This is a genomic window from Gilliamella sp. W8145 (assembly GCF_016101145.1).
GTDB lineage: Bacteria > Pseudomonadota > Gammaproteobacteria > Enterobacterales > Orbaceae > Gilliamella > Gilliamella apis_A.
On record NZ_JACFRC010000001.1, the window covers coordinates 1,027,714 to 1,047,993 of the forward strand.

A 20,280-nucleotide genomic window follows, 5' to 3' on the forward strand; every position below is an offset into this window, starting at 1 on the left:
TCCTCAAAATTTTCTATTAAGATTAAATGAGTTTTAAATCAATCATAAACAATAATTTCATGAATAATTAAAAGATTAAGTTAGCGCTTTAGCAAGATGATTATTGAAATTGAAAGTTATTACGGTTATACACTTATTTCGTGTAAACTTAGAAATATTGGAAATCTTGATTAGAAAAATAAAATGCCGTTAGCAAACTAACGGCATTATTTCAATGATAACAATAAAATAAATAGTTTTTATTTTTTAACTGCTTTCGCATTCGGCAAATCAGTTACCGATCCTTCATAAATCTCAGACGCTAAACCTATTGATTCATGTAACGTTGGGTGAGCATGAATAGTTAATGCAATATCTTCAGCATCGCAACCCATTTCAACGGCCAATGTAATTTCCCCAAGTAATTCGCCACCATTTGCCCCTACGACAGCACCACCAAGAAGACGATTGTCAGCTTTATTAAAGATTAATTTAGTCATCCCTTCTGAACAATCAGAAGCAATCGCACGACCTGATGCAGCCCATGGGAATATAGCAACCTCATAATCTAAACCTTTTGCTTTAGCTTCTTTTTCAGTTAAGCCAACCCAAGCAACTTCAGGTTCAGTATAAGCAATTGATGGTATAGTTTTTGGATCAAAATAATGTTTTTTACCAGCAATAACTTCTGCTGCCACATGACCTTCATGAACACCTTTATGCGCAAGCATCGGTTGACCAACAATATCGCCAATAGCATAAATATGAGGCATATTCGTTCTCATCTGTTTATCTACTTCGATAAAACCACGATCAGTCACATTTACACCTGCTTTTTCAGCATTGATTAGTTTACCATTTGGAGTACGGCCTATTGCAACTAATACCGCATCATAAGTATGAGTTTCAATGGTTCCATCTTTTTTCTCCATGGTGACATAAATTGCATCATGTTTAGCTTCAACAGTACTTACTTTAGTTTCTAATCTCAAAGTAAATTTCTTTTGAATTTGTTTAGTAAAGATTTTTACCACATCTTTATCAGCAGCTGGAATAACCTGATCAAGCATTTCAACCACATCTACTTCTGAGCCTAATGCATGATAAACCGTCCCCATTTCTAAACCGATAATACCACCACCCATTAAAAGTAGTTTTTTAGGAATAGTAGTTAATGCTAATGCATCTGTCGAATCCCAAATACGAGGATCTTCATGTGGAATAAATGGTAAAGTTATTGGTCTTGAACCCGCGGCAATGATGGCATTATCAAAAGTAATTTTAGTTATACCTTTGGATGAAGTAACATCCATAGTATGACTGCCAGTGAATTGTGCTTCACCTTGAATAACATTGACTTTACGCATTTTAGCCATACCAGCAAGCCCATTAGTTAGTTGGTTTATAACTTTTTCTTTCCAACCACGAACTTTATCTAATTCAAGTTTAGGCGTACCAAAATGAATACCATGTTCAGTCAATGATTTTGCTTCATCCATTACTTTGGCAACATGGAGTAATGCTTTAGATGGTATACAACCAACATTTAAACAAACACCACCTAAAGTTGAATAACGTTCTACTAAGGTAACATCTAATCCAAGATCGGCAGCTCGGAAGGCAGCGGAATAACCCGCTGGACCAGCTCCTAAGACAACAACTTGTGTTTTAACTTCTTGACTCATAATTAATTTCCCCCACTACATCACTAATCGACGTAAGTCGGATAAAACATTAACAATATGGCTTAAGAAGCGTGCACCATCAGCCCCATCAATTACTCGGTGATCGAATGATAATGATAAAGGTAACATTAGGCGTGGTGTAAATTCTTTACCATTCCAAACTGGTTTCATACTTGAACGAGATACACCTAAAATACCTACTTCAGGTGCATTTACAATTGGTGTAAATGAAGTCGTTCCGATACCACCTAGACTAGAAATGGTGAAACAACCACCTTGCATATCACTACCGGTAAGTTTGCCATCGCGAGCTTTTTTGGAAATTTCTGCAAGTTCACGAGAAAGTTCAATAATGCCTTTTTTATTCACATCTTTAAATACCGGCACAACTAAACCATTAGGAGTATCAACGGCTACACCGATATTAATGTATTTTTTGATGATAAGAGTTTGTGCATCTTCAGACAATGAACTATTAAAACGAGGATAAGCTGTTAAAGCGCTGGCTACTGCTTTCATAATAAACACTAGTGGCGTAATTTTCAGATCCAGTTTTTTCTTTTCAGCTTCGGCATTTTGTTGTTTACGGAAAGCTTCTAATTCAGTGATATCTGTTTCATCAAACTCAGTAACATGTGGAATCATTACCCAATTACGATGTAAGTTTGCACCAGATACTTTTTGAATTTTAGTTAATGGTAATGATTCAACTTCACCAAATTTACTAAAATCAACTTTAGGCCACGGTAATAAACCAGGTAATGCACCACCGGTACCACCATTTTCTATCTGTTTTACAGCATTTTTTACGTAAGCTTGAATATCTTCACGTAAAATGCGATGTTTAGGGCCAGTAGGTTGTACCTTAGCAAGGTTAACACCAAACTCACGAGCTAAACGACGAACAGAAGGAGTTGCATGTGCATAAGCATCATTCTCTACAAATTCATTGGTATTTGCTGATGCGGCTGGCGCAGCAGAATTATTGTTAGTATTCGCAACTGGAGTTGCAATAGCTGGTTTTTCTGCTGCCACAGGTGCAACATCAGTTTTTACTGGTGCACTGCTAGCAACTGTCTCAAATTCCATAATTTTTGAGCCAGTTTTAACTTTATCACCAATTTTTACTGAAATGCTTTTCACAACACCAGCAATAGTAGCAGGCACTTCCATTGAGGCTTTATCGCCTTCTACTGTTATAAGTGAATCATCAACGGAAACTGAATCACCAACTTTAACTAAAATTTCAGTGACCTCAACTTCATCACCACCAATATCAGGTACGTTAACATCAACCACTTGGCTTGCACTTGGGGCTGATGGTGCAGCAACTGATGCGGTCGTTTCTTGTTTATCTGCTGCAGCCTCTGTTCCGCTGTCATCAAATTCCATAATACTTACACCAGTGGTAACTTTATCGCCGATTTTAACAATGATTGATTTTACAATTCCTGCTTGTGGAGCAGGAATTTCCATTGAGGCTTTATCGCCCTCAACCGTTAATAACGATTGATCAGCTTCAACTTTGTCGCCAACTTTAACTAAAATCTCTGTTACTTCAACTTCATCACTTCCGATATCGGGTAATTTTATTTCAATAGTCATTATTTTTTACCTCTTATGCATTACGTGGATTGAGCTTATCAGCATTGATGTCGAACTTTTTAATCGCGTCTTCAACAACACTTGTTTGAATATCACCACGTTTAGCTAGTTCTCCCAATGCTGCAATCACAACATAAGATGCATCGACTTCAAAATGATGACGTAAATTTTCTCGACTGTCACTGCGACCGAATCCATCAGTACCTAATACTCTGTAGCTTTCTGCCGGTACAAATCCACGAATTTGTTCTGCATAAATTTTCATATAATCAGTTGAAACAACTGCTGGATTATTATTCATTATTTGAGCAACATAAGGAACTTTCTCTGGTTCACTCGGATGTAACATATTGTAACGTTCACAATCTTGACCATCTCTAGCTAATTCGGTGAACGAAGTTACACTATACACTTCTGAGCTAATACCGTAATTTTTAGCTAGAATATCTGCCGCTTCACGAACATGGCGTAATATTGAACCAGAGCCTAATAATTGAACAGTAGGTTTACCTTGTTGTCCTTCAACAGTATCTAATTTATAAATACCACGACGGATACCCTCTTCAGCCCCTTCTGGCATTGCAGGTTGAGCATAGTTTTCATTAAGTGTAGTAATATAATAGTAAACATTTTCTTGTTCACCATACATGCGACGTAAACCATCTTGCATAATAACAGCAACTTCATATGCATAAGCTGGATCATAAGATACACAGTTAGGGATAGTTAACGCTTGAATATGACTATGACCATCTTGATGTTGTAATCCTTCACCATTTAATGTAGTACGACCAGAAGTACCACCGATCATAAAGCCGCGAGCTTGTTGATCGCCTGCCGCCCACATTAAATCACCAATACGTTGGAAACCAAACATAGAGTAATAAATGTAGAAAGGAATCATTGGTAAATCATTAGTACTATAAGAAGTTGCAGCTGCTAACCACGATGCTGTTGCACCACATTCATTAATACCTTCTTGCAAGATTTGGCCTTTTTCATCTTCACGATAGTAAGCAACTTGTTCTTTATCTTGCGGAGTATATTGTTGACCATGTGGATTATAAATCCCTATCTGACGGAATAAGCCTTCCATCCCAAAGGTACGAGCTTCGTCAGCAAGAATCGGCACTAAACGAGGCGCTAATTCTTTATCTTTTAACATAATGTTAAGTGCACGTACAAAGGCAATTGTGGTTGAAATTTCTTTCGATTGCGCTTCAAGTAATGGTGCAAATTCAGTTAAAGAAGGAATTGATACAGTTCCCGAGAATTTAGTCAATCTTGACGGCACATAACCGTGTAAGGCTTGACGGCGTTCATGAATATATTTGTATTCAGGAGTATGTTCTTCAAATTTAATGTAAGGTAATTTTTCAAGTGCATCATCTGTAACTGGGATATTGAAGAAATCACGAACATGACGAACACCGTCCATATTCATTTTTTTCACTTGGTGCGCAATATTCTTAGCTTCTGCTGCTGCACCCATACCATAACCTTTAATAGTATGTGCTAAAATCACTGTTGGACGATCTTTGGTTTCTTTTGCTCTAGCAAATGCAGCAAACATTTTTTCTGGATCTTGACCACCACGATTAAGTCTGAAAATTTCTTCATCAGACATATCTTTTACTAATTCTGCAGTTTCTGGGTATTTACCAAAGAAATGCTCACGAACATAAGCACCATCTTTAGATTTAAAGGTTTGGTAATCACCATCAAGCGTTTCATTCATTAAGCGAATTAATTTTCCTGATTTATCTTTTTGTAATAATTTATCCCAGCGATCACCCCAAAGCACTTTAATTACATTCCAACCAGCTCCAGCAAATACGCCTTCTAATTCATTAACAATTTTGCCATTACCGGTAACTGGCCCATCTAAGCGTTGTAAATTACAATTAATTACAAATACTAAGTTATCCAATTTTTCACGTGTAGCAATTGTGATTGCACCTTTTGATTCTGGCTCATCCATCTCGCCATCACCTAAAAATGCATAAACTGTTTGTTCAGTAGTATCTTTCAATCCACGATGATTCAGATATTTTAAAAAGCGAGCTTGGTAAATAGCGCTAATTGGACCTAATCCCATTGAAACAGTTGGGAATTGCCAAAACTCAGGCATTAATTTTGGATGAGGATAAGATGATAATCCTTTTCCATGTACTTCTTGACGGAAATTATCTAATTGTTCCTCGGTTAGTCGTCCTTCAATAAATGCGCGAGAATAAACACCCGGAGAGATATGACCTTGGAAATAAATTAAGTCACCACCATCTTTTTCATTACGAGCACGGAAAAAATGGTTAAAACAGACTTCATAAAATGTCGTTGCAGATTGGAATGATGCCATGTGACCACCCAGTTCTAAATCTTTTTTAGAAGCGCGAAGAACCATCATCATTGCATTCCAGCGAACAATAGAACGAATACGTCTTTCAATTTCCCAATCACCTGGATAGGCAGGTTGTTCATCGACAGGAATAGTATTAATATAGTTACTAGTTGATGAACCAAATAGTAAAGGAACTCCGCCATCTCTGGCTTTATTTACAATTTGTTCAATAATATATTGCGCTCGTTCTACGCCTTCTTCACGAATAATTGACTCTAAACTTTTAAGCCAATCTTGCGTTTCTACTGGATCAATATCATTCACTTGCATGTCCGACATATAAAAACCTCTTTTTTGTTTTAAAAAATGCAGTTTTTGCTATCCTTAGCTATAACAGACGTCATAACTAACTCTATAAGCTCCAACTTTGCATTACGGATGCTTTATTGCTATAAGTCTGCCATCTTCCTAAAAAAAGTAAAGTAAACTGACGGTTATAAAAGAATGTTAATTCCTATTAAATTAATCAACTATTTCAATTATTAATTTGATAAAAATGATAATTATTTGATAAAAATCAAATTTAATTTGTGGGTATAGTAAGAATCTTGTGTTATGAGTTATACATTGAATGAGTGATGGTTGTCAAGTTATAGCAAAATCTGCTATATAGATGTAAATTTATTGATAAATTACAACTTAACCAGTGTTGGATATGCCAAATAAAGACGTTGTTATTAAACAATTAGGTATGTTGCCTTATCTAAAAACTTATCAAGCTATGCACGATTTTACTAAACTGCGTGATGCGCAAACCTTAGATGAAATCTGGCTTGTTGAGCATTTACCGGTTTTCACTCAAGGTAAAGTAGGTAAACCTGAACATTTACTGACCACTACTGACATTCAAGTGGTGCAAACTGATCGTGGCGGTCAAATTACCTATCATGGCCCTGGCCAACAAATTATGTATATTTTGTTTGATTTAAAAAGACGTAAAATAGGTATACGAGATGTGGTTAGTTATTTAGAAAATAGTGTTATTCAAACTTTACAGCACTATGACATTACCGCTTATTCAAAATCGGATGCACCTGGCGTCTATATCAATCAACAAAAAATCTGCTCACTAGGATTACATATTAAGCATGGTTGTACATTACATGGTTTAGCACTTAATATTGATATGGATTTAACACCGTTTAATTATATTAATCCGTGTGGCTATGCAGGTTTAAAAATGACTCACATGAAGCATTATATTGCACAAATTGATCGTCAAGAGATTAACCAGTTATTAACTGATAATTTTATTAATCAGTTACCAAACAACTAAGATATTAAATATGCAAAATACTGAAAATCAAATCCGCAGTTCCAAATATCGTGACGCTGATAAAACGCGTCTCATTCCAACCATTACAGTTGAGGATATCGCTCCATTAAAAAAACCTGATTGGATGAGAATTAAATTATCTGCTCATAACGATAATATTGCCCATATTAAAAACACTATGCGTAAGCATGGATTACATTCTGTGTGTGAAGAAGCATCTTGCCCAAATTTGGCTGAATGCTTTAATCACGGTACAGCAACTTTTATGATATTAGGCGATATTTGTACTCGCCGTTGTCCTTTCTGTGATGTTGCACATGGCCGTCCATTACCACCTGATCGTGAAGAACCGAGCAAACTAGCCTTAACTATTCAAGAGATGAAATTACGTTATGTAGTCATCACATCTGTTGACCGAGACGATTTAAAAGATGGAGGAGCTAGCCATTTTGCAGCTTGTACTCAAGAAATTCGCGCATTAAGCCCGAATATCAAAGTTGAAACATTAACACCTGATTTCCGAGGTTGTATTGATGAAGCAGTAGAGGTTTTAAGCGAAAATCCACCAGATGTGTTTAACCATAATTTAGAAAACATTCCTCGCTTATACAAAAAAATTCGCCCCGGTGCTAATTATGAGGGATCATTAAAATTACTTGCTTCTTTTAAAGAAAAACATCCAAAAATTCCGACTAAATCAGGTTTAATGGTTGGATTAGGTGAAACAAATGAAGAACTCATTCAAGTATTAAAAGATTTACGCAGTAATGGCGTAACTATGTTAACTTTAGGTCAGTATCTACAACCAAGTAAATATCATTTACCAGTTGAACGTTATGTATCACCTCAAGAATTTGAAGAATTAAAACGGACTGCTTTAGCAATGGGATTCACCCACGCTGCTTGTGGGCCGTTTGTCCGTTCTTCTTATCATGCCGATTTACAAGCAATGGGAAAAGAGGTGAAATAAATATCACCTCCTATTAATTTAGTATTTAATTATCGACAACAATAAAACGGCGATTTTCAGTAACAATTTGTAAGAAGATTGGTAAGCTAATTTTTTCGTCTTTCAATTGCTTACCATTTAAATCATAAATTTTAGACCGTCCATATGCATCAATTACCACTGTTTTATAATCATAAAGCGCAGCAATTTGATTTTCACTGCCTGCTAAAATCCATTCCCGAGTAGACTCATTAAATAAATTTCGCCCCTGACTGTACTGCTGCGCTGGGGTGGTAACTTTAAATGCATCTTGCATTAATGTTCTTAAGATATCGGTTTGTGAGGTAATAGTACTAATTTGTTTTATTTCCCTTCCTGGCCATGAAATAATCAATGGTACTTTTAATACCTCACGATTAAAGCTATTTTCAGTATTACGTTGTACTAATTTTTTGGCTTCATCTATTTTTAGATCATTTGAACCAGTAATGATTATTATCGTGTTCTCATATGCATTAGATAATTTTAAATAAGCAATCAAAGATTCTAAATATTGATCGAGTTTTTTAGCTTCTGCTTCTAATTCAACCATTGGTATTTTTTTATTTTTAGTCGCAAAAGAATATTGAATGACAGAAAATAAAGGCGCATGATTCTCAAGTTTATTTTGTTCGTCATGCCATGCCATCCAATAGTCAGTAGTAAGTTTATTAGTTTGTTTTTTACCATTAGGAATTGAGAAATTAGACAATAACGCATAACGGTAAAGTGGTTCAGAAAAACCGTCAGCAGAGAATAAACCGATGTTATAATGCTGTTTTGTTACTGTATCGAATAAAACCGATGTCTTATGACCGGCAAGGATACTATTATAGTAATTAGGATCTAATCCATAAAATAGTGAGAAATTATTTAAATAAGCCTGACTACTAGTAGCATAATGATTAGTAAAATTAGTATTCTGATTAGCAAATTCCTTAAGCCAAGGCATATTGTTCGCCAATAATTGATTATTCCAACCATCAATGTTGATTATTAAAACATTTTTCTTATTTTGTTGTTCATCAAAGCTAATTCGAGCGAGTGGATATTCAATAGCAATTGCAAATGGATTACCTTCCTGAATAGTTCTATTTCGGTAATCATTTTCGGCAATAAATCCATAACGTTCCAGAAAATGACGAGCAGTTAATGGATAAGAGAGCGGTAAACTTGAACGTTGCATAGTAATTGGGCGATAAAAATTAGCATCGGCCCAAATATGAATTAAATGCGATGAAACAAAACAAAGAATAAAACCAATAACTACAGGTCTAGCATAACGTTTCCGTTTACTTAAGCTACGTAGCTTTTTCCAACTCCATATGGCAAATAATATCTCAATTAAAAGAATAAAAGGAATAAGAATAAAAGCACTATTTAAAAAAGACGTTTTGTCCGAAGTGAATAATTGCCATATAGATAGATTAAGGTGCATTCTGAAATGAGAAAATACTTCAATATCAATCAGAAGTAAACTAATACCTATTGTGGCGATTACAGTAGCAATAATTCGTTGCCAACGCGAAGAGTGAATAAAAAAGCTTAATGGAAACAACAAAATCAGATAGGCTATAAAGGTGAGAAAACTAAAATGTCCTATAGCACTAATGATTGCATAAAAACGCCCCATAAAAGTTCGAGGCCAGTCAGCAATTAACAAATATTGACTACCAAGTACAATAACAACAAAAATATTAAATAGGGTAAACCAATGCCCCCAACTGACTATCTGCGAGGTTTGATCGTCTTTGATATGATTATTTTTGAGTTTGAGCATATTTAATTGTTGTTAGTGGTAGTAATCAAGAAAAACTAAACTAAATTTACCCAACAGTTTAACTGATTTTTAAAAATCTTTCTGTAATTTTTTTATTTGTTAGCACAAAGAGATTGGTTATTTGTTGGCGTTATAATCGATACTTGTTATAATTTAATTTAATAATATAGCTAATAGAAAAGACAATACTTTGGCAATCAAACAACTCAACTCTCAAGAAGTCCAACCTGATATAAATTACATTTTAAATAATAACGATATTAAAACAGATTTATTCAGTGATGGATTAACAAATGTACTATCATGGCAACCTCGCGTTGCCGCAGCCGTGTCACTATTGTGTAAAAATAATAATACACATTATCGCTCGCGTTTTATGCTACTAAAAGCTTCTGAAAGCGAACTTTTTTTTGATCTCCTTAAACAATCGGTTAAAGCAAGTTTAACTTCTACAACACTAGGTTATAGTTATTATTTTAGTGAAAATAAAATCACATTAACGCAAGCGAAAAGTAAACAAGATAATTTTGCTGTTCAAGATAATTGTTTAACAGCAACAGTAGTTGATATTGAAAAACTTTTTGGTTGTGTACGCCAACCAGAAAACAGTCCAATTAAATTACAAGCGGGATTAGTTCACCAAGCTAATGGTGGTGTTTTAATTTTAGGCTTACGTTCTCTGCTTGCTCAACCAATTGTTTGGACTAAATTAAAACAAATGGTTATGTCGCAAACCTTTGAATGGTTTTCAGCAGATGATTCGCACCCATTACCATTATCGATTCCTGCCATGCCGTTAGATCTACGTATCATCTTAGTTGGTGATAGATTATCTTTAGCAGAATTACAGGAATTTGAACCTGAATTTTATTCATCATCTATTTATGCTGAATTTGAAAGTGAATTAAAAATAACTGAATCTGCCCAAATCAATGATTGGATGAATTATTTACAATTTATTAGTCGCAAACTAGCATTATCAACAATTGAAAAAACAGCTTTTGCTAAAATTTACAAGCATGCAACAAGATATACCGGTGATCAATATTACCTACCGCTCAGCATTGAGTGGATTCAATCACTATTACTAAATTCATCTTATTTTGTACAAAATGAGAATATTGATGAATTAGCAGTCAGCAAAGCTTTAGAACAGAAAGCATGGCGAGAAAATTATTTAACCGAGCGATTCCATGATGAGTTCTTTACCAATCAAATCATGATTGATACTAAGTCGCAAGTGGTTGGCCAGATTAATGGATTATCGGTTATCGAGTACCCGGGCTATCCTAAAGCCATTGGCGAACCAACACGTTTAAGCTGTTTAGTTCATTTTGGTGACGGTGAATTGATTGATATTGAACGTAAAACCGATCTTGCAGGTAATATTCATTCTAAAGGAATGATGATTATGCAAGCATTTGTTATGTCGGAGTTTGCAATTAATCATCAACTGCCATTTTCTACATCTTTGGTGTTTGAACAATCATATAGTGAGATTGATGGCGATAGCGCCTCGCTTGCAGGTCTTTGCGCCCTTATTAGTGCACTGTCTAATCAACCTATCGATCAACAATTAGCTGTCACAGGTTCAGTTGATCAATTTGGTCATGTTCAATCAATTGGTGGCGTAAATGAAAAAATCGAAGGCTTTTTTGCTGTTTGTCAGCATCAAGGTTTAACTGGTCAACAGGGTGTAATCATTCCTGCTAGCAATCAACGTCATTTGAGTCTAAGTGATGAAGTTATTGATGCCATTAATAATAATAAATTTTCAATTTGGGCTGTCGAACATGTCGCAGATGCACTCTATTTATTAACCGGTATTCCTTTTAAAGATGAAAACAAAATTAGTCTTTATAAATTGATTCATGCGCGTATGCAATCAATGTTAGTTCAAGAGAGAAAACACGATGGTTGGCTTGGTCGCTGGAAAAAAATTGCAAAAAGTAACAATACACAATAAACTGAGACCAAAATTCCATTGATGGAATCAAAAAGATAATAAAGTAAAACTTTACAGCTTATAATAGTTATTTGTTTTATATTAAATAATGCTTTTATAAGCAATCAGGTAATGACAACAAAATAAAAGGTTTTTTTATGACATTTGAACGTAAATCTTCGTATGATAAAGCAGATTTGATTAAATCAGGCAATAGTGAATTATTTGGTCATGATGGACCGCCATTACCTTCTGATTTAATGCTAATGATGGATCGTGTCATCGAAATGAACGAAGACGGTGGTAGTTTTGGTAAAGGCTATGTTGAAGCTGAATTAGATATTAACCCTGATTTATGGTTTTTTAAATGTCATTTCAAAAATGATCCCGTAATGCCTGGTTGTCTTGGCCTTGATGCATTATGGCAATTAGTTGGATTTTATCTAGGCTGGATCGGTGGTAAAGGTAAAGGGCGAGCACTTGGTGTTGGTGAATTAAAATTAAAAGGCCAAATATTACCTCATAATAAAAAAGTTACTTATAAAATTAATTTTAAACGCGTTATTAACCGTAAATTAATTATGGGTATCGGTGATGGCGAAGTTTATGTTGATGGTAAATTAATTTACGAAGCAACTGATCTTAAAGTTGGATTATTCAAAGATACTTCTGAATTTTAATTTCTGAAAATAGAACTCCTTGTTTAGTGTCAGTGATTGACTGAATATTAGCAGGGAGTATTTTTTTATTTGCTATTCTAAAGCTGGCCTATAATGTATTTTCTTCGCAAATTTTTACTCTCAATTGCATTATTCTTAACTGTAATTAGCCAAGTTCACGCTGATTTCAATGGTAAAGTGATTAAAGTTATTGATGGTGATACTGTAGATATACTCACCCCGAAAAAACAAAAAATTCGCGTTCGTTTGCTTGATATTGATGCACCAGAAAGCCAACAAGCATATGGTAAGGCTTCAAGAAAATACTTAGCCTCATTAATTGCCGGAAAAAATGTTTTTGTTCAAGAAAGTAATAAAGATATCTATCAACGTACATTAGGAACCATATACCTAGAACAAATCAATATTAACGCCAAAATGGTAGCAAATGGTTTTGCGTGGGCTTATCGCTATAAAGGCATCGTCAATAATAACAATATGCTGAAACTTGAGTCAAAAGCCAAACAAAATAAAAAAGGGTTATGGAAAGATAAACGTCCGATAGCGCCATGGGAATTTCGTTATCGTAATAAATAATTTTAAATTTTTTTGCTAATAGCTTCCAATAGTTGCAATGTTTCTTCTAATTGCTAATAACCTTCTTCTTGACTCTCAACTAACTTCGTCGAAATACATTGTTTAACTGATTCTAAATTTAGCTTATTCAAAGCCATTTGTCGGTAATTAACTTTATCATCAGATACTATACACTTTATCAAAATAAGTTTTACAATTTTCAATTAATTCATCCATACAGAGCGAAGAGAAACGAAACAAAGTCAAAAATAGGACTTATTTTTTTAGAATTTTTATTTCTAAATTAATAATTTTATAAAAATAAAATTTTATTTATGTTCTAGGGATAATATGAGAATAAAGAATGGAATAAGGCAAGTTCTATAGTAGAAGAGAATCTTACCAGTAAAAATATTACTGGTAAGATTAAACAATCAGTTAGATGATTGTAACATCTGCAGCAGCTGGACCACGAGCACTATCTTGGATAGAAAATTCTACTTGTTGACCTTCGCCTAGAGTTTTAAAACCATCACCAGAAATTGCAGAGAAGTGAACAAACACATCTTTACTTCCGTCTGAAGGAGAAATAAAACCGAAACCTTTACTTTCATTGAACCATTTAACTTGACCAGTTTTTTTAGACATAATAATCTTCCTATAAATAAATTAATCTCTACCATAAAAGGCAATACTTAAAAACATAAAACCTAGACTACTTATTAACAAAGAGAAGACAAGACTGAAGAAAACTAATACAAACGTGATTAAAGTAAACTACAAACTGCATAAATCTAAATGTTACAAAATAAATCTGCATGTAATATGCTGGTGACTATTAACTCATAAAAAGATGATCAATACAAGCAATGTTTTTATTAATTTGCAAATATTCTTAACATGATTAGTAACCAATTGTTATTAATCATGTTAATTTTTTTATTTTTCTGCTAATTCTTTAGATTTTTTAATAGCAGCATCTACAGCCTCAATTATGGCAGATCTAAACCCTTTTGCCTCTAGCATTTGTACACCTTCAATTGTCGTACCGGCGGGTGAACAAACCATATCCTTTAACTCACCAGGATGCTTACCTGTTTCAAGTAGCAATTTTGCCGAGCCCAATACCGCCTGCGCGGCAAATTTATACGCTTGTTTTCTAGATAAACCACCTTTTACCGCTCCATCGGCAAGCGCTTCAATAAACATAAATACGAAAGCTGGTGAGGAACCACTCGCTCCCACTACGGCATCAATTAAATACTCAGGTACGACTTCTGTTTCACCGATACAATTTAATAATTTCTGCACAACAGCTAATTCTTCATCTGTAACTTCGGTATTAGGTGTTATTGAACACATTGCGGCATTGACTAATGCTGGAGTATTTGGCATTACTCTCACTATTTTTTGCTCATAACCAACACATTTCGCTATAGTTTTAATTGTTACACCAGCGGCAATGGAGATAACAATAGTATTCTTTTTTAATTCTTTTTGAATATCACTTAATACATCAGCAATAATGTTGGGTTTGACGGCTACAAACACAATATCCGATTCTCGTGCCACATCCCTTGCCGAAGTCAAGTTATTAATTGAATAAGACTGATTTAATGCTTGGCCTTTTTCAAGGTGAGGATCATAAACATAAATTTGCGTGCCAGGTACAATATTACTTACCAAAATACCCTGTAAAATAGCATTCCCCATATTACCTATACCGATAAAACCTATACGCTGTTCCATTTATTTACACCTCTATCAAAAAAGTCAGTTGGATAATTATAGTACATTTTTCAATAAATACTCAAAGTTTGCTATTTAGTTTTACCCGATAAATGTTTTTGAGAAAATGATCTAATATTTAATGCTAGCTCCGATAAAAAGTTATGATCAAAATTGGTTGGATACTTACCCTCTTTTCGCTTTAATAAATATACTATTTGTTCCGATGTTAATCTAAAGTTTTCACTTAATAACTCTATCGTATTGATTTTTTGATTATTATATACGTTCTCATATTGAGAATATTGGCTATCTTTTACCATTTTAGCTTTTGCCTGATGAATATGATATAAACGCCAGTCTTGATAACAACTCATATCAAACTTTTTCGATAAAATATATCCCCAGTCAGTCTTTTTTACATCAGGAAAACGGTTTAAAACGCTATCTATTGGAAGCCCACAACTAATAATAAATTGGTTATTCATTTTTTTAATTTGTTTGACTTGTAATTTTAGTTTATGTTTTAGTAAATGGGTCACTATATACGCTGACTGATTATACATCCGACAAAATAGACCACTATCCTTGATAAAGTATATTGCTAAAGATTGTTCTGTTAATTTAATTTTATCTTCAATATTCATTACTCATTATTTTCACTGTATATTTTTTAAGTAGATGACATGACGAACCTTACCGTGCTATGCACAATAAGGTTCGTTATGTATTTGTTGCTAAATTCAACGCTTGGTGTGCTACGCACTACAAGCTTACTAATTGCTATACTAATATGCATTCACACATGCAACTCTGACATTTGTATAAGTAGCAGGATAGGTATGAACAATACCACTACCGCCACCTAAATCACTTGGATCGACATAATATGGATTTCCATCAACATATACATCACTACTCCAATAGCCATGCCAATAAAGCCAATCACTATCTATATATTCACCTTCATCAGTATAAGTCATTCCCCATTCGTTAAAAATGCCACCAACCCATTGTGATTGAGTATTTTTATAACTAATGCGTCGTTGATATTCAAAATGATTAAAGTTAGGTATCCCTTCATGCCAGTCTGCACTATTACCATTGCTATAATCTCGAACACTAGGCAATCGATAGGCACCTAACCGCTGACAATAAATTTTAGCAGTCTCAAAGGTTGTATTGACATCCCCTTTTTCTCTTGGTCCTTCAGAATTAGCGATATACCAACGAGATAGATTAAAACTATACAATAGCTGCTTTTTTGCATTATCGGCATAAATTTTAAATAATGATGGTGAAAATATTTTAGATGCTGATTTATGATTAGGGCCAAGTAATTTAATATTTAGTACATTATTACTTTTAGGTGTTAATAATAAAGAAACGCCATTTCCTGATATCGGCGAAATGGTTGTACCATTAACTAATATCACTTGTTGAGAAGTTACTCCCTCAAGTAATAGTTCAAAATCCAAACCATGTGAACCTGTAGTCGGAAAATTGCTATCAGGAATTCCAATATTTTGTCGTTTGAAACCTTTATTTGCATCCCATTGTTCAGGAGGACCTAAAAAAACTCCTGTACCATTTAAAATACTTGGTTTTGCATAACATGCTTTTGGTGAATTTGTAGAAATATAATAACTATGGCTACCTCCAATAAAAGTACCTTGTTTAGGAATACCAAAACTAGTAACCAAAATTCCATCATCTACGGTAATTGTTAATTTATAAGGAGATTTACAAGCATCTAAATCACTATTTGGGTTTGATTTGACAAACTCAGTTATATCCTCACCTAATGAGTTCTGCCATTTCACATTTAAATTGCCAGTAATAATATTCAATTCATCTCCATCATTATCCGCCCAAAAATTATTGGTGAATATTACATTAGACAACCCCACTGATGGGTATTTATCATGGGGCAAATAAGTATTAATATCGCTGAATATTGGAGAAACTTTATCTATAAATATAGGATTTGATGGTGTTGATCTATCTTCTGCAGAATTTATTACCTTATTCTCTGGTAATGTTATTGATATTAATGGCAAGACAGAATCCGTAGCGGTATCCCCTCCATCAAAACTAATATAAGGGCTACTACCATGTACCACATTAACAGTGTGAGAAGTCAAAGCAAATACAGCATCTATAGTTAATGAACTAAAAGATAATACAATAAATAACACAATTAAAAATTTTCGCTTATTAATAGTTCTTTTTTGAAATGTAAAACAAAATGTATAAATTTTGTTGCTTAATAAGCTAGATAATAAAAAACAGATGCTAGAATTAAATATAGAAAATAAACAATTATTAAATTTTGGAACTATCTTTTTTTGTAAAAATTGCAGGAATTCGATTAGAATTCTATAAAAAGAACAAGAAACTAAATTCGATGATGGATCATTAATGGCTGGCTGGCTGGCTGGCTGGCTGGCTGGCTGGCTGGCTGGCTGGCTGGCTGGCTGGCTGGCTGGCTGGCTGGCTGGCCTCTAAACAACTGTATTTTAACATATTTTCAGTCCTTTGTCATAATGTTAATTTTACGACTTGATCAAATTTTCATAATATAATCAAGTCTTAAATTATAATTAAATTTGCAAAATCTGGCAAACTCAATTTGTTAATTTTTTTTTAAGATTCTTAAAGTTATTATTTTTCTTCACTCATCACTTTCATTCCACTTTTTTGACCAGTCTGCATTAACGACAATATTTGCTTTATTTTTCCTTCACTAATTAAATTACTCACTGCTGGTGTATTGATAAGTACTTCAAATATCGCTTTACGAGTATCATTATATGAGATTAGTTTTTGACAGATAATTGCTTGTAAACTACTAGACAATTGTGTTCGAATTAACTCACGTGATCCGTATTCAAATACATCAATTATTCGATTAATCGTTTGAATTGCTGAATTAGTATGTAGAGTAGCAAAAACTAAATGCCCAGTTTCGGCAGCAGTTAATGCGGCTTGAATCGTGGTTTTATTACGTAATTCACCTAACATAATAATATCCGGATCTTGTCTTAATAAGCTATCAATAGCTTCACCAAAATGTGAAATTTCTCTTTGCTGGATTAGAGACTTTTCATTTTGATAAATAAACTCAATAGGATCTTCTAATGTAATAATATGTTTAGCTGCAACTTGATTAATATATTGAATTAAAGACGCTAATGTTGTTGATTTCCCACTACCAGTTGCACCAGTAACTAAAATAATTCCTGATTCTACATTTACCAGTTTTTTCAATATTTCTGGTGCCTCAATTTCACATAAAGTTGGGATTTGTTGGTTAATAATTCTAAATGCAGCTGAAATTCCTCGTTGTTGATAGAAAATGTTTACCCTAAATCTTCCCACATTCTCAAGATAATAAGCAAAATCAATCTGCTGATGTTGTTGTAAAGTTACTTTTTGCTCATCATCAAGTAGATTTAATAACTCAATTTTTAGCTTAATTGGTGATAATTTATCACTTGAGATAAATTTCAATTTTCCATTAATGCGAATGCACGGAGCTTCACCACTAGAAAGATGCAAATCAGAGGCTTTTTGCGTTACACTAAAGGTCAACATTGAATTTAACATTATTTTTAATTAACCATTCTTTTATTGGGAATTCACATGAACACAGTACATGACAATTTAATAACAATTAAAAACAAAATTAACAAAATTGCTTTAGATTGCGATAGAGATCCCAAGTCAATCGAACTTATTGCAGTTAGTAAAACCAAACCTGTAGAATTAATCTCACAAGCGATAAATGCTGGTCAATTATCATTTGGGGAAAATTATGTTCAAGAAGGTGTTGAGAAGATTGCACACTTTAAACAATGTATGCCTGATATCCCTATTGTCTGGCATTTTATCGGCCCATTACAATCGAACAAGACTAAATTAGTGGCTGAAAATTTTGATTGGATGCATACCATTGATCGTTTCAAAATTGCTCAACGTCTTGATTCACAGCGCCCAACAAATATGGATAAATTAAATGTCCTGATTCAGGTAAATATCAGCAATGAACAGACCAAATCTGGCGTTGCAATAGATGAAGTAGCTGATTTGATAAAACAGATTATTACACTACCTAATTTAAGACTACGTGGTTTAATGGCTATCCCTGAAATTGAAAATGATTTTGCGAAACAATTTGCTGTGTTTAAACAAATGAGTCAGCTTTTGGACTCTTTAAAAACTGATTATCCATTTTTAGATACATTATCTATGGGGATGTCTGGTGATATGCACGCTGCTATTGAGGCTGGAAGTACAATGGTTCGTATTGGCAGTGCAATTTTTGGTGCTAGACAATATGTATGATATATTGCTGAGCAAGTTATATTTTAGGAGTAATCAATGATATCGTTAATCTTCTTAGGAAGAGCTGTTTTAACTATTTGCTTATACGTCGTTATTCTACGGTTGTGGATGCAACAGGCAAGAGTCAACTTTTATAACCCATTTACCCAATTTATTGTGCGTATTACCCAACCGGTAATTGGTCCATTACGTAGATTAATGCCATCTATCAGACGTATTGATACAGCAACTTGGCTCATTTTTTATCTGTTTGCATTACTTAAAGTTATATTTATTTATCGTTTCGAGGGCATAGATGCACCGATTTGGAGCCCTTATTATCTTTTATTTGCTTTAGCTGCCATGGTGCATGCTTTTGGTCATTTATTATTTTGGTTATTATTCTTTAGAGCTATCTTAAGTTGGGTTAGTCGTGGTCAATCAGTCGCAGATGAATTACTTGCTCAATTGACAGAACCATTAGTTGCGCCAATTCGCCGGATTATTCCACCAATTGGCATGATTGATCTTTCATTTATGGTTGTTGTGTTTATATTGATGTTTTTGAATTTATTAGCAATCGATTTTCTCGGTAATTTGTGGCTAGCATTCTAAAAAATAAAAGAGAGCCTATGCTCTCTTTTAAATAATATGATCTTCCCAAAAAATAACATCCTTTTCATAAACAATTCTATTTTTAACTGATATTTTTAACTTATGCATTAATTTTTTATTACCGACAATCAGCGGATGCCATTCTGGTAATACTCCTGTTTCGGAAAAATAACGGTAAGTACAAGTTTCTGGTAACCATTCAATAGTCAGTAAATTTTCCCGTGTTAATTTTATACAATCAGGCTCATAATCAAAACGGGTATGATAATGCTTACATTGACAAGTATTTGAATCAAGCAAATTACAGGCAACATTAGTATATAGGATTTCGTCAGTATCTTCGTCCATTAATTTATTTAGACAGCACTGGCCACATCCATCACAAAGTTGTTCCCATTCATCATCACTCATCTGATCTAAGGTTTTATGTTCCCAAAAAGGTTCAATCATACTTTAAAATCATCTTCATTTAACATTTGTAAAAAAAATCCATCCTCTTTGATCTTTTCTTCAATTTCATTTGCTGTTCCAACAACAAAACGCCTTTTACCATCAAGCAATACTTTCATAACAAAGACAGGCGCACCAAAAATTGACATTATCTTTTCTGGTATATGTGAAAAATCATTTTCACGTTCCATATATAAATAACAGTTTTCTTTTTTGCTACTTCTATAGATATAACACCACATCATAAAATTACATCTTACCTCTCAA

Annotated in this window: 18 protein-coding genes; 7 read left to right on the forward strand and 11 right to left on the reverse strand. The window is 33.9% G+C overall.

Features of this window, described 5'->3' with window-relative positions; all coding sequences use genetic code 11:
* Positions 1-239: 239 nt before the first annotated feature.
* From lpdA to aceE, 3 genes are read right to left on the reverse strand one after another with little or no spacing between them, the layout of a single operon-like run.
* Positions 240-1,664: a dihydrolipoyl dehydrogenase gene (lpdA, locus tag H3T80_RS04655; protein WP_198200329.1), complete on the reverse strand. Its 1,425-nt coding sequence runs from the start codon at positions 1,662-1,664 to the stop codon at positions 240-242.
* 15 nt (positions 1,665-1,679) lie between these two features.
* Positions 1,680-3,269, reverse strand: coding sequence for a pyruvate dehydrogenase complex dihydrolipoyllysine-residue acetyltransferase (aceF, locus tag H3T80_RS04660; protein WP_198200331.1), 1,590 nt, complete (start codon positions 3,267-3,269; stop codon positions 1,680-1,682).
* A 13-nt stretch (positions 3,270-3,282) separates the two neighbouring features.
* Positions 3,283-5,949: a pyruvate dehydrogenase (acetyl-transferring), homodimeric type gene (gene aceE / locus H3T80_RS04665; protein ID WP_198200332.1), complete on the reverse strand. Its 2,667-nt coding sequence runs from the start codon at positions 5,947-5,949 to the stop codon at positions 3,283-3,285.
* A 376-nt stretch (positions 5,950-6,325) separates the two neighbouring features.
* Here aceE and lipB point away from each other — a divergent pair, with 376 nt between their 5' ends.
* Entirely contained in the window at positions 6,326-6,946 is a 621-nt protein-coding gene (gene lipB / locus H3T80_RS04670) for a lipoyl(octanoyl) transferase LipB (protein ID WP_110447561.1), read from the forward strand.
* 10 nt (positions 6,947-6,956) lie between these two features.
* Entirely contained in the window at positions 6,957-7,916 is a 960-nt protein-coding gene (gene lipA / locus H3T80_RS04675) for a lipoyl synthase (protein WP_198200334.1), read from the forward strand.
* 25 nt (positions 7,917-7,941) lie between these two features.
* On the opposite strand, the gene H3T80_RS04680 is transcribed toward lipA, so the two are convergent.
* The gene (locus tag H3T80_RS04680; protein ID WP_110447559.1) at positions 7,942-9,714 is read right to left on the reverse strand and encodes a DUF3413 domain-containing protein; all 1,773 of its coding nucleotides are present in this window, start codon (positions 9,712-9,714) and stop codon (positions 7,942-7,944) included.
* Positions 9,715-9,904: 190 nt separating this feature from the next.
* Here H3T80_RS04680 and H3T80_RS04685 point away from each other — a divergent pair, with 190 nt between their 5' ends.
* The 3 genes from H3T80_RS04685 to H3T80_RS04695 all read left to right on the forward strand — a co-directional run bounded on the left by H3T80_RS04685 (position 9,905) and on the right by H3T80_RS04695 (position 12,915).
* A complete protein-coding gene (locus H3T80_RS04685; RefSeq protein ID WP_198200335.1) occupies positions 9,905-11,680 on the forward strand; it encodes a Lon protease family protein in 1,776 nt (591 codons plus the stop codon).
* Positions 11,681-11,817: 137 nt separating this feature from the next.
* Positions 11,818-12,339: a bifunctional 3-hydroxydecanoyl-ACP dehydratase/trans-2-decenoyl-ACP isomerase gene (gene fabA / locus H3T80_RS04690; protein WP_065579250.1), complete on the forward strand. Its 522-nt coding sequence runs from the start codon at positions 11,818-11,820 to the stop codon at positions 12,337-12,339.
* A gap of 93 nt (positions 12,340-12,432) precedes the next feature.
* On the forward strand, positions 12,433-12,915 hold the full coding sequence (locus tag H3T80_RS04695; RefSeq protein ID WP_198200336.1) for a thermonuclease family protein: 483 nt from the start codon (positions 12,433-12,435) through the stop codon (positions 12,913-12,915).
* Between the two features lie 417 nt (positions 12,916-13,332).
* Here the strand turns inward: H3T80_RS04695 and H3T80_RS04700 are convergent, their stop codons facing one another.
* The 5 genes from H3T80_RS04700 to H3T80_RS04720 all read right to left on the reverse strand — a co-directional run bounded on the left by H3T80_RS04700 (position 13,333) and on the right by H3T80_RS04720 (position 18,231).
* A complete protein-coding gene (locus tag H3T80_RS04700) occupies positions 13,333-13,542 on the reverse strand; it encodes a cold shock domain-containing protein (protein WP_065579252.1) in 210 nt (69 codons plus the stop codon).
* A 291-nt stretch (positions 13,543-13,833) separates the two neighbouring features.
* On the reverse strand, positions 13,834-14,643 hold the full coding sequence (gene proC / locus H3T80_RS04705; protein ID WP_110447556.1) for a pyrroline-5-carboxylate reductase: 810 nt from the start codon (positions 14,641-14,643) through the stop codon (positions 13,834-13,836).
* A gap of 71 nt (positions 14,644-14,714) precedes the next feature.
* Positions 14,715-15,269: a hypothetical protein gene (locus H3T80_RS04710; RefSeq protein ID WP_198200337.1), complete on the reverse strand. Its 555-nt coding sequence runs from the start codon at positions 15,267-15,269 to the stop codon at positions 14,715-14,717.
* 141 nt (positions 15,270-15,410) lie between these two features.
* Positions 15,411-16,820 (reverse strand): hypothetical protein, encoded by a 1,410-nt coding sequence (locus H3T80_RS04715; protein ID WP_198200338.1) that lies wholly within the window; start codon positions 16,818-16,820, stop codon positions 15,411-15,413.
* 466 nt (positions 16,821-17,286) lie between these two features.
* Positions 17,287-18,231, reverse strand: a complete 945-nt coding sequence (locus tag H3T80_RS04720; RefSeq protein ID WP_198200339.1) for a type IV pilus twitching motility protein PilT — start codon at positions 18,229-18,231, stop codon at positions 17,287-17,289.
* 36 nt (positions 18,232-18,267) lie between these two features.
* Between H3T80_RS04720 and H3T80_RS04725 the strand changes: the two genes are divergently transcribed.
* Together H3T80_RS04725 and H3T80_RS04730 are read left to right on the forward strand one after the other, a co-directional pair.
* Positions 18,268-18,969 carry a YggS family pyridoxal phosphate-dependent enzyme gene (locus tag H3T80_RS04725; RefSeq protein WP_198200340.1) on the forward strand — a complete coding sequence of 234 codons (702 nt, stop codon included), beginning with the start codon at positions 18,268-18,270 and terminating at the stop codon, positions 18,967-18,969.
* A 36-nt stretch (positions 18,970-19,005) separates the two neighbouring features.
* Positions 19,006-19,563 carry a YggT family protein gene (locus tag H3T80_RS04730; protein ID WP_110447551.1) on the forward strand — a complete coding sequence of 186 codons (558 nt, stop codon included), beginning with the start codon at positions 19,006-19,008 and terminating at the stop codon, positions 19,561-19,563.
* Positions 19,564-19,590: 27 nt separating this feature from the next.
* Here the strand turns inward: H3T80_RS04730 and H3T80_RS04735 are convergent, their stop codons facing one another.
* A complete protein-coding gene (locus H3T80_RS04735) occupies positions 19,591-20,013 on the reverse strand; it encodes a YcgN family cysteine cluster protein (protein WP_086363791.1) in 423 nt (140 codons plus the stop codon).
* A complete protein-coding gene (locus H3T80_RS04740) occupies positions 20,010-20,258 on the reverse strand; it encodes a YcgL domain-containing protein (protein WP_086363790.1) in 249 nt (82 codons plus the stop codon). The genes H3T80_RS04735 and H3T80_RS04740 overlap by 4 nt, the downstream gene beginning before the upstream one ends.
* Positions 20,259-20,280 lie beyond the last annotated feature (22 nt).

What these genes read in the sequence shown, in the direction of transcription:
- lpdA (WP_198200329.1), bottom strand. Translation starts at nt 1,664, where the DNA reads ATGAGTCAAGAAGTTAAAACACAAGTTGTTGTCTTAGGAGCTGGTCCA.
- fabA (WP_065579250.1), top strand. Translation starts at nt 11,818, where the DNA reads ATGACATTTGAACGTAAATCTTCGTATGATAAAGCAGATTTGATTAAA.
- H3T80_RS04725 (WP_198200340.1), top strand. Translation starts at nt 18,268, where the DNA reads ATGAACACAGTACATGACAATTTAATAACAATTAAAAACAAAATTAAC.
- H3T80_RS04730 (WP_110447551.1), top strand. Translation starts at nt 19,006, where the DNA reads ATGATATCGTTAATCTTCTTAGGAAGAGCTGTTTTAACTATTTGCTTA.
- H3T80_RS04740 (WP_086363790.1), bottom strand. Translation starts at nt 20,258, where the DNA reads ATGATGTGGTGTTATATCTATAGAAGTAGCAAAAAAGAAAACTGTTAT.
- proC (WP_110447556.1), bottom strand. Translation starts at nt 14,643, where the DNA reads ATGGAACAGCGTATAGGTTTTATCGGTATAGGTAATATGGGGAATGCT.
- H3T80_RS04680 (WP_110447559.1), bottom strand. Translation starts at nt 9,714, where the DNA reads ATGCTCAAACTCAAAAATAATCATATCAAAGACGATCAAACCTCGCAG.
- H3T80_RS04720 (WP_198200339.1), bottom strand. Translation starts at nt 18,231, where the DNA reads ATGTTAAATTCAATGTTGACCTTTAGTGTAACGCAAAAAGCCTCTGAT.
- lipB (WP_110447561.1), top strand. Translation starts at nt 6,326, where the DNA reads ATGCCAAATAAAGACGTTGTTATTAAACAATTAGGTATGTTGCCTTAT.
- aceE (WP_198200332.1), bottom strand. Translation starts at nt 5,949, where the DNA reads ATGTCGGACATGCAAGTGAATGATATTGATCCAGTAGAAACGCAAGAT.
- H3T80_RS04695 (WP_198200336.1), top strand. Translation starts at nt 12,433, where the DNA reads ATGTATTTTCTTCGCAAATTTTTACTCTCAATTGCATTATTCTTAACT.
- H3T80_RS04710 (WP_198200337.1), bottom strand. Translation starts at nt 15,269, where the DNA reads ATGAATATTGAAGATAAAATTAAATTAACAGAACAATCTTTAGCAATA.
- H3T80_RS04700 (WP_065579252.1), bottom strand. Translation starts at nt 13,542, where the DNA reads ATGTCTAAAAAAACTGGTCAAGTTAAATGGTTCAATGAAAGTAAAGGT.
- lipA (WP_198200334.1), top strand. Translation starts at nt 6,957, where the DNA reads ATGCAAAATACTGAAAATCAAATCCGCAGTTCCAAATATCGTGACGCT.
- aceF (WP_198200331.1), bottom strand. Translation starts at nt 3,269, where the DNA reads ATGACTATTGAAATAAAATTACCCGATATCGGAAGTGATGAAGTTGAA.
- H3T80_RS04735 (WP_086363791.1), bottom strand. Translation starts at nt 20,013, where the DNA reads ATGATTGAACCTTTTTGGGAACATAAAACCTTAGATCAGATGAGTGAT.